Here is a 12,360-nt window from a genome sequence, read left to right as displayed (position 1 = left end):
GAATAAAAGAGGGGCCTTCGGCTCCTCTTTTTTGTTTCTAATTAGTTGAAGCGTGTTCAAGGAGATGGTTTTTCCTATAATATTAGCTATAATAAATTTGTATTCTCTACAAACATGAGAATGTTTTTGCATGGAGCTGTTGTTTAAATGGATAGTAATGATTTGAAGTTTATGAAAGAGGCTTACTCTCTGGCTCAAGAAGCTGCCACTATGGGAGAGATTCCCGTGGGTGCGGGCGTAGTTCGCGAAGGAGAAATAATAGGGCGGGGTTTTAACAGACGCCTAATAGATAACTCTCCCTTTGCTCATGCAGAAATGCTGGCAATGAGCGAAGCTGCAAAGAGCATTGACAGTTGGCGATTTGATGACTGCACTCTATATGTAACTTTGGAGCCCTGTGTAATGTGTGCCGGAGCGGCCGTTCAATGCCGTATGAAAAAGATAGTCTATGCTTCTAGAGATCCAAAAGCTGGTGCTGCGGGGACACTTTATGATATTCCAAGAGACAAGCGACTTGCTTATAACTGTTTGGTAGAGGAAGGCATACTGAAAGAGGAATGCTCCAAAATGCTTCAGGATTTCTTTCACAAAAAACGTAAAAAGAGATTATAATTTTTGACAGTGATAATCTGATAGTATATAATGCCTAAGTTAAATTCCCCAAACTGGAGGGGTGGCCGAGTGGTCGAAGGCGGACGACTCGAAATCGTTTTGACGGTGATGAGCCGTCACGTGGGTTCAAATCCCACCCTCTCCGCCAGAAGTATACATATTCAAATACATGCGGAGAGTTGTCCGAGAGGCCGATGGTGAACGGTTGGAAACCGTTTGCGGTGATGAGCCGCCAGAGGTTCGAATCCTCTACTCTCCGCCATTTTTCTTAACTTCTTGTACAATATTTATGGAATTTCCATTATAATGGACACATGATTACTCTTTTATATCCCTACAACTATTTAAATAATTAAAAGATAAGGCTGAGCATTAAGTTAACCGGACAGACGTTTTTTGTGTTTTGCTGCTTTCACTTATGTGAGAAAAGAGGATAAAAGATGTTTCCTATTGAAAAAATTAATGAAATATTAAGGCCTTATTCTTTGCCTGAAGAACTTTTTGATATGTATAGAATTGTAGACCCAATTACACATAAAGAATTAGGTTTGACGCCTGAAGGTGAATTGTTTGAGACTGGAAAATCCTGCCACGATATATGGGAGCGTGGTGGTCCTTGTCAGAACTGCGTATCCGCTCACACCTGCAACGAACAAAAACAGTATTTTAAAATGGAGTTCATTCATGACACAGTCTATTTAATATTTTCCGTGCCCATTCATTTAAATGGAGATAAATATTCTCTTGAGATTGTAAAAGACGTAACAGACAGCATGTTTATTGCAAACAAATTCAATAATGATAAAACTGAAGCCGTAAAAGTGATAGATAAGTTCAACGCAATTGCGGTTCGAGATATTCTTACCGGACTTTACAATAAAAAATATGCGTTGGATCAGTTGCAGAAGTATTTGTCAGATGATAATACCGTCTTTATTTCAGCTATTACTGTAGATATAACTGGCCTGTTGTCTATAAATAACAATTATGGACATGCCATGGGAGATAAGGTGCTAAAAAGAGTGTCGGCCATCCTGTTTAGTTTGGTCGAACCGCCTACAAGTTTCGCAGTACGTCTAGAAAGTGATAATTTTGCTCTCTTTTATCAAAATGAGTATCTTAAAGAAGTAGAAACAGTAATGAAAAAAATAAAAGATTTAGTAAGGTCTTTAGTTTTTGAGAAAGATGGAGAGTCTTTTGGCGTTTCAGTTAAAACAGATCTTGTTGCACGCGATCAGGATGAGTCGGCAGAAAAGTATTTCAACAGGTTACAGGAGAGTACAAAAAAACAATAAGCATAAATAAATAGTCCATTAAGTAGAAGTACTTGCAATAAGCATAGAAGTAATGATATACTGATGGGCGGTGAATATCACACACAGATGTCGATCGCGGAACAGTTGCCTTAGGGTCGTTCAACGAGAAGAAGCATCTGGAGGAAAAAACAGGGGGAATAAAAATGGCAGTAGTAAGCATGAAACAGCTTCTTGAATGTGGTGTGCATTTTGGACATCAGACAAGACGCTGGAATCCGAAAATGAAACCTTACATTTTCACAGAACGAAACGGCATTTACATCATTGACCTTCAGAAGACGGTCAGAGGCCTCGAAAGAGCGTACGATTTCATACGTGAAGTATCCAAGCAGGGCGGCAACGTTCTTTTTGTAGGTACAAAACGTCAGGCTCAGGATGCAATCCAAGAACAGGCAATCAAAAGTGGACAGTTTTATATAACACAGCGTTGGCTAGGCGGTATGCTTACCAACTTTGATACTATCCGCAGCCGTGTTGCACGTATGGTTGAGATCCAGCAAATGGAACAAGACGGTACAATCAACAAGTATCCTAAAAAAGAGATAGTACAGCTACAGAAACAGCTTGCAAAGCTTGAAAAATATCTCGCGGGAATAAAAGAGATGAAGTCTCTCCCCGATGCAATTTTCGTTATAGATCCCAGACGTGAAACAATCGCTATAGCAGAAGCTCATAAATTGGGTATTCCTGTTGTCTCAATAGTTGACACAAACTGTGATCCTGATTTTATCGACTATCCCATTCCAGGCAACGATGACGCAATAAGAGCCATTGAGCTTATTGTCGGTCTCATGGCAGATGCAGTAATAGAAGGCCGCCAGGGAGTTGACGCAAAAGCTAGTGAGACTATAGCTGAAGATTCAGTTGAAGAAGAAACCGAAGTAGCTGACGAACAGCCGGTTGTACCGGAAGCACTTGACGCAGTTATTGAGGATGAAGATAAAACGACAGTAAAAGTTTTAGAAGAACAAAAGGGTTGGAAGGAGAAAAATTAGTATGGCTGAAATTACAGCAGCACTTGTATCTGAACTTCGTGCACGTACATCTGTCGGTATGATGGATTGTAAAAAAGCTCTCGTAGAATGTATGGGAGATATCGAAAAGGCAGTAGATTTGCTTCGCGAAAAAGGACTTGCCAAGGCAGCAAAAAAAGCTGGTCGCAGTGCATCACAGGGAGCAGTCTTTAGCTATATTCACAATACCAATAAGCTTGGTGTTCTTCTTGAGCTCAATTGTGAAACAGACTTTGTCGCACGCACCGATGAATTTAAAAAACTCGGCAACGAGATAGCATTGCATATAGCTGCATCAAATCCTACATATATTAAGCCGGAAGATGTGCCTGCAGATGTTTTGGAGCGTGAGAGAGAAGTGATTAAGGCTCAGGCTCTTGAAGAGGGGAAACCTGAAAAGATGCTTGAAAAGATTGCCGAAGGCCGCATTAACAAATTTTACGAAGAGAACTGTCTATTAGAACAGCAGTACGTTCGTAATCCAGATTTGAAGATTAAAGATCTTCTCATAGAAAACATATCAAAAATTGGCGAGAATATGCAAGTCGGACGTTTCGCCCGCTTCTCGATAGAAGCTTAGTTAAATATTTAAAGCGAGGGAATTTTCCCTCGCTTTTTTTCTAACCAAAATCATAATAGAGAGGGATCTGTTAAATGGAATTCAAGTATAAGAGAGTGCTGCTAAAGCTTTCCGGAGAAATACTCGCGGGCGATGCTAATTTCGGTCTAGATTATGACGCTATCAATGGGATTTGCGAGCAGATTGTTGAAGTGGCAAAAGAGGGCGTAGGCATAGCCATGGTGGTTGGCGGCGGCAACATAATACGAGGCTCACAGGCGACAGGGATTGAACGTGCTCAAGCGGACTATATGGGTATGCTTGGAACAGTAATAAACGCTCTTGCACTTCAAGATACACTAGAAAGAATGGGACAGCCGACAAGGGTTCAATCTGCAATTGAGATGAGACAGGTTGCGGAAACAGTGATAAGAAGGCGTGCCATTCGACATTTGGAGAAGGGACGAATAGTAATATTTGCTGCAGGAACTGGTTCTCCCTATTTTTCAACAGATACAACGGCGGCACTCAGAGCTTCAGAAGTAGGAGCCGACTGTGTCTTGAAAGCAACTAAAGTTAATGGTATATATAATAAGGACCCCGAGTCTTATCCTGACGCAAAGTGTTATGCAAAGATCTCTTATATAGATGCAATAACGAAACAGCTTAAAATAATGGACGCAGCGGCATTTTCCCTGTGTCAGGACAATAAAATTCCCATTATCGTCTTTGATGTATTAAAAAAAGGCAATCTGCGCAAACTACTGCTTGAAGGGGAATGTGTGGGTTCAATAGTTACAGACGAGTCTTTATAAGAACTAAAATAAATAGGGAGTGATATTAATGCCTCAGAATTTGTTTGGCGAGATTAAAACACGAAACGAGAAAACACTGGAGCATTTGAAAGGTGTCCTGCAAGGGATTCGTACCGGGAGGGCACATACAGGATTGGTGGAAGACATAAAGGTTGATTATTTTGGTACTCCTACTCCTATCAAGAATATGGGGTCGGTGAGTGTGCCTGAAGCCAGACAAATCCTTATAACACCCTGGGATAAAACTGCGATAAGCATTATAGAAAAAGCAATTCATATGTCTTCACTCGGTATTAATCCTCAGAATGACGGAGAATCAATTCGTCTAAATCTCCCAGAGTTAACTCAGGAGCGCAGAGTTGATTTGGCAAAGATAGTGAACAAAGAAGCAGAAGAAGCTCGTATTTCAATACGTAACACCCGTCGAGATGTTATTGAGAGCTTAAAGAAGATGGAAAAAGCAGGAGATATAACGGAAGACGATTTGAAAAAGTATCAAAAAGATGTACAAGATCATACCGATTCTTATATTGAGAAAATAGACGGGATGGCATCGAATAAAGAAAAAGAAATAATGGATATTTAATTAAATAGCTGATATTTTAATGACACAAAGGAGACGGTGTATCCGTCTCCTTTGTGCTATTATGAGCCTTAAGAGCATAAACATGCTGTTTTAAAGGGGAGTTTTAAAGACTTGAGAGAGCTTGATTTTTTAAGGCTGATTGAATCAATAGGCGGCAAAGTATATGTGGTCGGAGGATGGGTGCGGGATAAGATTATGAACTGTGAGCCCTGCGACAAAGATTATGCTGTCGTCGGAGTTGAGGAGTCCTCTTTTGTAGAGAAGTTTCCTGAAGCAAAAAAAATAGGCAACTCTTTTCCCGTCTTTACTTTGGATATAGAAGGAGAACAGCGTGAAGTCGCCTTTGCTCGTACTGAAGTTAAAACGAGTTCAGGCTATACTGGATTTTCTGTGTTATTTAGCCCGGATGTGACTATTGAAGAGGATCTTTATAGGCGAGACACTACGATGAATAGTATGGCATGGGATCTCCGAACATCTTCTCTTATTGATCCATACTTCGGCAGCCGCGACATAAAGAATAAAATAATCCGTGCCACTTCTGAACATTTCATGGATGATCCGGTAAGGGCGTTACGGGCGGCTAGGCAGTCTGCACAGTTTGGGTTTGAAATCGAAGCAAGAACTCTTGAAATGATGTCCTTTTGTGCAAGAGAGCTTTCAGAGGAACCAAAAGAAAGAATAATAAAAGAGATGGCCATCGCATTAGCTACGAATAAGCCTTCTCTTTATTTTAGGATTTTAGAAAAAAGCAACCTTTTAAACGTCGTTTTTCCTTATCTGTCAAAATTAGCAGAGCAAAGAAGGGCTAGAAAGGATAATTTCGAGAAATACAATTTTGAAAGTGCAATGTTGATTTTGGATGAAACGGCAAGGCAGAATTCGAGAGTTGAGGTGCGTTTTGCAGCACTCATAGCAGCTATTTCAAATGTTGTGGCAGAAAGAGAAGCCTCATTACAGAACTATGATTTTGGAATAGAAGGGCTGCAGTTATTGAACGAAATAAACAATACAATGACTTTGCCAAAACTTTGGTATAAATGTGCCGATTTCACAATAAAAGGACTGAATAGGGTTTACAGGATAACAGAAGCGGATGAAATAGTGGATTTCTTGATACGTCTGTCAAAAAATCCGATAGGACATGATGGGTTTTTAGCAGTTATGAGAGCATTAAATCCAAAGGAAAATATCGACTTCGTGACAAATTATGAAAAATATATGAAAGCGATCTCATCAGCCCGAAATTATAAAATCCCAGAAGGGTTAAAAGGAGCAGAAATTGGTGAATGGGTACGCCAAAGAGAAGTTGAAGCTTACAAAGAGCTAGTTTAAAAAGAGTTTGTTTTTCAGGTAGGGATATCGCAATTTAAGTCTATTATTTTATTAATTTGGGCGGGAAAATACCCCATCGAACCCCTCGATTTATTTGACTAAGCTTTATATTTATGATATAACTTTTCAAATCTATTAGAATACAGTTGTTTATAAATAGTATCGAGAGCTCGATATTTTTTTTAACAAAAAATTAGAGTTTTCTAAATATTAAAAAACATTAATTTACTAAAATTTAATATTACTAAAATAAATGAACTATATTTTATAGAAGAACGACCGTAGTATTAGATGCATGGGTCGTTTATTTTATTAGGAAAAGGAGTGTTCTCATATGACTTTTAAAGCCATAAAGGAGCCGGGGCCGAACTACTTTAAGGAGCAGTTCCCCTTTGACGAGATACCGAAAATAAAATTTATTAACGCACAGCATGCACTTGATATTCCGGATGATATCTGGATTACTGATACTACATTTAGAGACGGTCAACAGTCATTGCGACCAATGTCAGTGGAAGAGATTACCACCCTTTTTGACTATATGCACAAGCTGGACAATGATTCAGGAATAATAAGGCAAACAGAATTTTTTCTTTACACCGACAAAGATAGAGCGGCTCTCAAAGAGTGTATGGATAGGGGATACAGATATCCGGAGATTACATCTTGGATAAGAGCCAATAAAGCTGATCTTGAGTTGGTAAAAGAACTGGGCATAAAAGAGACAGGCATGCTTATGTCTATTTCAGACTATCATATATTCCATAAACTTGGCATGAGTAGACAGGAAGCTATGAATCATTATCTGGATTTAGCAGAAGAAACCTTAAAAAATGGTATAATACCCAGATGCCATCTTGAGGATGTTACAAGAGCGGATTTTCCTGGCTTTGTAGTGCCCTTGGCCTCTAACCTTATGGAACTTTCAGAAAAGTATGGAATGCAAGTAAAGATAAGAGCGTGTGACACGCTGGGCATCGGTGTGCCATTTTCATATGCAGCACTGCCGAGATCTGTACCTGCTATTGTGAAGTGTCTGAGAGAAGAGTGCGGAGTTCCGGCTGAGTCGATAGAGTGGCATGGTCATAATGACTTCAATAAAGGAGTAGTAAATGCCACTGCTTGTTGGTTGTATGGAGGTTCTTCAGCAAACTCAACTCTAATGGGGATAGGAGAAAGAACGGGGAACTCTCCGTTGGAATCAATGATATTTGAGTATGCTCAGATAAGAGGAAATACGAAAAAAATGAACCTTAAAATAATTTCTGAGGTAGCTAAGTACTTTGAAAATGAGATCGGACTTACAATTCCTCCGAAAGCTCCATTTATAGGAAGCGAGTTTAATTTAACCAAAGCTGGTATACATGCCGACGGATTGTTAAAGCACAAAGAGATATACAACAGCTTTGATACAGAGAAAATATTGGATAAAATACCTTTGGTGTCAATTAACTCCTATTCTGGCTTGGCGGGAATAGCAACTTGGATAAATAGTTATTACAAATTGCCTGAGGAGAGTAAACTAGGTAAGGCGGACAGCAAAATAGTTCCCCTAAAAGCTTGGATTGACAAAGAATATGAAGGTGGCAGGACTACCTGTATAAAAAATAGGGAGTTAAGAGCACTGGTTGAAAAACATTTGCCACATATTCTACTTTCAAGTGCTCGTGAGCACAAAAAAACTAAATGTAGTTAGATAAAAGTTGGGGGCAGAAGTATGAAGTTGACAGTAGCTGAGAAAGCAATAAAAAATCATATCGTGTCAGGTGATATGACAGAGAAAAGTGAAATTGCGTTAAGAATCGATCAGACTTTGACGCAAGATTCGACCGGGACTATGGCATATTTACAGTTGGAAGCTATGGGAGTCGATAGAGTAAAAACAAAAAAGTCTCTTGCATATATTGATCATGGCATGCTTCAAGCAGGTCCGGAAAATGCTGATGATCACCTATTTATTCAAACAGTGGCAAAAAAACATGGAGTTTATTTTTCTAAACCGGGAAATGGCATATGTCATCAAGTTCATCTGGAGAGATTTGCCGTTCCGGGGGAGACGTTGCTCGGTTCGGACAGCCACACTCCTACTGCCGGAGGTATAGGAATGTTGGCAATAGGAGCCGGTGGGTTGGATGTCGCCATTGCCATGGCAGGCGGAGAATATTATATTAATATGCCCAAAATTGTCGGAGTTGAGCTGAAGGGCGAATTGAATCCGGCAGTATCAGCTAAAGATATAATTCTTGAAGTTTTGAGAAGATGCGGTGTAAAAGGCGGCTTAGGCAGAATTTTCGAATATTGGGGAGAGGGAGTAAAAACTTTGTCCGTACCCGAGAGAGCCACTATTACAAATATGGGTGCGGAATTGGGTGCGACCACTTCAATTTTCCCGTCTGATGAAAGAACTCATGAATTTTTAAAGTTACAGGGGCGTGAAAAGGATTATAAAGAGATTTTAGCCGATGAGGGAGCTCATTATTCGGAAAGCATTGTAATAGATTTAAACGCACTTGTGCCGTTGGCTGCCTGTCCTCACAGTCCGGGCAGCGTAGTTCCCGTTACTGAATTAGAAAATAAAAAAATTAATCAGGTGGCAATCGGCAGCTGTACTAACTCTTCATATGTTGATTTAATGAAAGTAGCAAAAATTTTAAAAGGGAAAACAGTGGCAGAGCATGTGTCTCTGGTAATATCTCCCGGTTCTAAACAGGTTTTAAACATGTTGGCCGAGAATGGTTCACTTGCGGATCTCATAGATGCCGGAGCGAGGATTTTGGAATCAGGTTGCGGCCCTTGTATAGGGATGGGACAGGCACCAAACACTGATGCCGTGAGTCTCAGAACATTTAACAGGAACTTTAAGGGAAGATCAGGTACTGTATCTGCAAATGTCTATCTTGTCAGTCCGGAAGTTGCTGCTGTTTCGGCATTGGCCGGATATGTTGTAGATCCACGCAATCATGTCCCTGATTTAAACATTCCTATGCCTGATAAATTCTTGGTAAATGATAATTTAGTTATCGAACCGGCAAGTACAACGGAAGAAGTGGAAGTCATAAAAGGTCCCAATATAAAGGAATTCCCACTGGGGAAAGAGCTTGAAGATGACATCAATGGCAAGGTTCTGATAAAAGTTGAAGATGACATAACAACAGATCATATTATGCCCTCAACAGCAAAACTCCTGCCTTTCAGATCAAACATTCCCTATCTTTCGGATTACTGTTTGACTCCCTGTGATGCGAACTTTCCAAAGAGAGCCAAAGAGCATGGCGGAGGCTTCGTGGTTGCCGGAGAAAATTATGGACAGGGCTCCAGCAGAGAGCACGCTGCGCTTGTGCCTCTTTATTTGGGAATTAGAGCCGTTCTTGCAAAGTCCTTTGCGAGAATTCACAGACAGAATTTGATTAACAATGGAATTATTCCTCTCCTGTTTGACGATAAAGAAGACTATACAAAAATAGATCTCCTTGATGATTTGGAGATAGCTAACATAGACGAACAGATAAATAATGACCATATAATTGTAAGGAATGTCACAAAAAACGTTGAATACAAGTTCAACATTGACATAACCGAAAGACAGAGAGATATGCTGAAAATGGGCGGACTTCTAAATTTCATAAAAAAACAAAACAGAGATAAATCAGCACAGGGAGTGAAGTAAATGTCTCATGATATCGTACTGATTCACGGGGATGGGATTGGGGAAGAGGTAATATCATCCGCGGCAAAGATTATTGAGGCAGCAGGCGTTAATGTTAACTGGGACATATCAGAGATGGGAGAAGGAGCTATCGCAACTTGTGGGTCACCTCTCTCCGGTGAATTAATAGCTAAGATCAAAGAGAAGAAAATAGCGTTAAAGGGTCCCACTACGACACATGTCGGGAAGGGGTTCAGGAGTGTAAACGTTGCTCTCAGAAAAGAGCTGGATCTGTATGCAAACGTGCGCCCGATCAAGTCTTTTTCAGGAGTGAAAGCCCTTTATGATGATATAGATTTGGTTATAGTGCGAGAGAATACAGAGGGTCTTTATTCCGGTGTCGAACATATGGTGGGTGAAGATGCTGCTGAAGCAATAAAAATAATAACCAGAAAAGCTAGTGAAAGAATATGCAGACACGCATTTGAGCTTGCGAGAATTCAGAATAGAGAGAAGGTCACTTTAGTTCATAAAGCTAATATTATGAAGTTAAGCGACGGACTTTTTCTAGATTGTGGTCGAAAGATAGCAAAAGAATATAGCGACATAAAATTTGAAGATGTAATAATTGATGCCATGTGTATGAAGTTGGTTCAAACTCCTCAGGAATATGACGTTATAGTTGCTCCGAATCTTTACGGAGATATACTTTCAGATTTGACGGCTGGTCTTATTGGAGGATTGGGTTTTGCACCGGGGGCAAATATAGGAAAAGAGATTGCCGTTTTTGAACCGGTTCACGGTACTGCACCAGATATCAAGGGTAAAAATATGGCTAATCCGACTTCCGCTATTCTGTCGGGGATCATGATGTTAAGGCATATCAAAGAAAATGAAAGCGCTGACAGAATTGAAAGAGCACTAAAAAGAACTTTGGAGATTAAAGAGTGCAAGACTTGCGATTTGGGCGGGAAGCTCACCACGGACGAATATACGGATTTAATAATAAAAAACTTGGACTAATAGAAAACAATTTAAAAAATTAACACTATATAACAAAAGCCCCACATTCGTGTTGAATGCGGGGCTTTTTATTTTTAGGGTTATTAAAGTTCTTCTAAGAACTCTTTAAGTCGCGACATTCCCTCTTTTATATTTTCCATTGAAGTCGCATAGGAAATTCTAATGAATCCGGGTGCGTAGAATGCGGTTCCCGGTACGACAGCGACAAATTCCTTTTCCAATAATTTATCGCAGAATTCAAGGTCGTCCGATATGGGGCAGTCGCGTACGTCTACAAAAACATAGAACGCTCCCTCCGGATCTTTAACTTTTACATGTGGCATTGAACGAATGAGGCTAAGTATTACTTGTCTTCTCTCCGTGAAAGCCTCAAGCATGTTTTTAATATCTTCTTCGCCGCCTTTGATTGCTCCGTAAGCTGCCCACTGTGCGATTGATGAGGCATTGGAAGTTAAGTGGTCCTGTAAAGTGCCCATTTTTGATATAACCGCCTTGGGGCCTAAGGCATAACCTATTCTCCAGCCTGTCATGGCATAAGCTTTGCTGGTTCCGTTGATGATTATTACTTTGTCCCTAAGATCGGGAGCTACGGTTAAAATATTCACATGTTTTGCAGGTTCATATGTAAGACGTTCATATATTTCGTCAAAAATAATCCAAAGGTCATTTTCTCTGACAAAGTCAGCAATCATTTTCATGGTTTTTTCGTCATAAACTGCTCCGGATGGATTTGAAGGAGAGTTTAAAATTATACCTACTGTTTTTGGAGAAAGAGCGTTTTGTAGGGCTTCTTTAGTCGGGATCAGATCGGTTGTAATGGTGTCTACCAAAACTTCTTTTCCACCTGTCAAATGAAGCTGCTCAACGTAGCTTACCCAGGAGGGGGCAAAGAGCAATACTTCGTCATCCGGATCTACAAGTGTCTGTATGGCTTCGTAAAGAATGGGTTTTGCTCCCGATGAAACAATGACTTCAGAGACTTCATAGTCTAGGTTAAAGCGTTTTTTATAGTAATTGCAAATTTCCTTGCGAAGTTCTGTTATTCCTGAACTTAGAGTGTAGTGTGTTTCACCTCTGTTTATAGCGTCTATGGCAGCATTTAAAGCGCTTTTTGGGGAGTCGAAATCGGGTTCTCCCAAACTGAATGAAATTACCGGTTTGCCTTCACTTTTGAGTGCACTTGCTTTCGCAGCGACACCCATTGTGGCAGAAGGAAGTATGGAAAGTATTCTTTTTGATAGCTTCATTTTTTCTCCTCCATCTATTTTATTTAAGAATTATAACAAACAATTATATGCTTGAAGTGATAATAGTCAACATGCATAAGATTTTTCAAATTAACTTTCCACACAAATCAGTTCTTCGGCCTATCGTTTTTTATTGGAAAATGTTAAACTAATATTAGTTAAGATACTACTATACCCAAGTGGGCGGAATGGAGGAGTTGCTATGGAT

11 protein-coding genes and 2 tRNA genes are annotated in these 12,360 nt (G+C 40.0%); 12 read left to right on the top strand and 1 reads right to left on the bottom strand.

Going from position 1 to position 12,360, the window contains the following annotated elements; all coding sequences use genetic code 11:
* The first annotated feature begins 147 nt into the window (after positions 1-147).
* The 12 genes from GXZ13_01725 (at position 148) to GXZ13_01670 (ending at position 10,905) form a co-directional block, all read left to right on the top strand.
* Entirely contained in the window at positions 148-612 is a 465-nt protein-coding gene (locus GXZ13_01725; protein NLX74559.1) for a nucleoside deaminase, read from the top strand.
* 55 nt (positions 613-667) lie between these two features.
* A tRNA-Ser gene (locus tag GXZ13_01720) sits at positions 668-760 on the top strand.
* Between the two features lie 25 nt (positions 761-785).
* Positions 786-874, top strand: a tRNA-Ser gene (locus GXZ13_01715).
* A gap of 178 nt (positions 875-1,052) precedes the next feature.
* The gene (locus tag GXZ13_01710) at positions 1,053-1,907 is read left to right on the top strand and encodes a GGDEF domain-containing protein (GenBank protein ID NLX74558.1); all 855 of its coding nucleotides are present in this window, start codon (positions 1,053-1,055) and stop codon (positions 1,905-1,907) included.
* Between the two features lie 164 nt (positions 1,908-2,071).
* Positions 2,072-2,923 carry a 30S ribosomal protein S2 gene (gene rpsB / locus GXZ13_01705; protein ID NLX74557.1) on the top strand — a complete coding sequence of 284 codons (852 nt, stop codon included), beginning with the start codon at positions 2,072-2,074 and terminating at the stop codon, positions 2,921-2,923.
* A gap of 1 nt (position 2,924) precedes the next feature.
* Complete coding sequence (gene tsf / locus GXZ13_01700) at positions 2,925-3,521, top strand: translation elongation factor Ts (GenBank protein NLX74556.1); 597 nt, start codon at positions 2,925-2,927, stop codon at positions 3,519-3,521.
* 74 nt (positions 3,522-3,595) lie between these two features.
* Entirely contained in the window at positions 3,596-4,315 is a 720-nt protein-coding gene (locus tag GXZ13_01695; GenBank protein NLX74555.1) for a UMP kinase, read from the top strand.
* Between the two features lie 28 nt (positions 4,316-4,343).
* Positions 4,344-4,901, top strand: a complete 558-nt coding sequence (gene frr, locus GXZ13_01690; protein ID NLX74554.1) for a ribosome recycling factor — start codon at positions 4,344-4,346, stop codon at positions 4,899-4,901.
* Between the two features lie 111 nt (positions 4,902-5,012).
* Positions 5,013-6,236, top strand: a complete 1,224-nt coding sequence (locus GXZ13_01685) for a tRNA adenylyltransferase (GenBank protein ID NLX74553.1) — start codon at positions 5,013-5,015, stop codon at positions 6,234-6,236.
* A gap of 334 nt (positions 6,237-6,570) precedes the next feature.
* Positions 6,571-7,932, top strand: coding sequence for a 2-isopropylmalate synthase (locus tag GXZ13_01680; GenBank protein ID NLX74552.1), 1,362 nt, complete (start codon positions 6,571-6,573; stop codon positions 7,930-7,932).
* 21 nt (positions 7,933-7,953) lie between these two features.
* Positions 7,954-9,903: an aconitate hydratase gene (locus tag GXZ13_01675; protein ID NLX74551.1), complete on the top strand. Its 1,950-nt coding sequence runs from the start codon at positions 7,954-7,956 to the stop codon at positions 9,901-9,903.
* Positions 9,904-10,905 (top strand): isocitrate/isopropylmalate dehydrogenase family protein, encoded by a 1,002-nt coding sequence (locus tag GXZ13_01670; protein ID NLX74550.1) that lies wholly within the window; start codon positions 9,904-9,906, stop codon positions 10,903-10,905.
* An 83-nt stretch (positions 10,906-10,988) separates the two neighbouring features.
* Here the strand turns inward: GXZ13_01670 and GXZ13_01665 are convergent, their stop codons facing one another.
* Complete coding sequence (locus GXZ13_01665; GenBank protein ID NLX74549.1) at positions 10,989-12,152, bottom strand: pyridoxal phosphate-dependent aminotransferase; 1,164 nt, start codon at positions 12,150-12,152, stop codon at positions 10,989-10,991.
* Between the last annotated feature and the right edge of the window lie 208 nt (positions 12,153-12,360).

This window comes from Synergistaceae bacterium, from assembly GCA_012728235.1.
Classification (GTDB): domain Bacteria; phylum Synergistota; class Synergistia; order Synergistales; family Synergistaceae; genus JAAYFL01.
Note: the sequence above shows the minus strand (reverse complement) of the source record. Positions and strands in the feature narration are given on the sequence as shown.

Excerpts from the sequence above, each read along its gene's own strand:
- GXZ13_01725 (NLX74559.1), top strand. The coding sequence starts at position 148 with ATGGATAGTAATGATTTGAAGTTTATGAAAGAGGCTTACTCTCTGGCT.
- GXZ13_01710 (NLX74558.1), top strand. The coding sequence starts at position 1,053 with ATGTTTCCTATTGAAAAAATTAATGAAATATTAAGGCCTTATTCTTTG.
- rpsB (NLX74557.1), top strand. The coding sequence starts at position 2,072 with ATGGCAGTAGTAAGCATGAAACAGCTTCTTGAATGTGGTGTGCATTTT.
- tsf (NLX74556.1), top strand. The coding sequence starts at position 2,925 with ATGGCTGAAATTACAGCAGCACTTGTATCTGAACTTCGTGCACGTACA.
- GXZ13_01695 (NLX74555.1), top strand. The coding sequence starts at position 3,596 with ATGGAATTCAAGTATAAGAGAGTGCTGCTAAAGCTTTCCGGAGAAATA.
- frr (NLX74554.1), top strand. The coding sequence starts at position 4,344 with ATGCCTCAGAATTTGTTTGGCGAGATTAAAACACGAAACGAGAAAACA.
- GXZ13_01680 (NLX74552.1), top strand. The coding sequence starts at position 6,571 with ATGACTTTTAAAGCCATAAAGGAGCCGGGGCCGAACTACTTTAAGGAG.
- GXZ13_01675 (NLX74551.1), top strand. The coding sequence starts at position 7,954 with ATGAAGTTGACAGTAGCTGAGAAAGCAATAAAAAATCATATCGTGTCA.
- GXZ13_01670 (NLX74550.1), top strand. The coding sequence starts at position 9,904 with ATGTCTCATGATATCGTACTGATTCACGGGGATGGGATTGGGGAAGAG.
- GXZ13_01665 (NLX74549.1), bottom strand. The coding sequence starts at position 12,152 with ATGAAGCTATCAAAAAGAATACTTTCCATACTTCCTTCTGCCACAATG.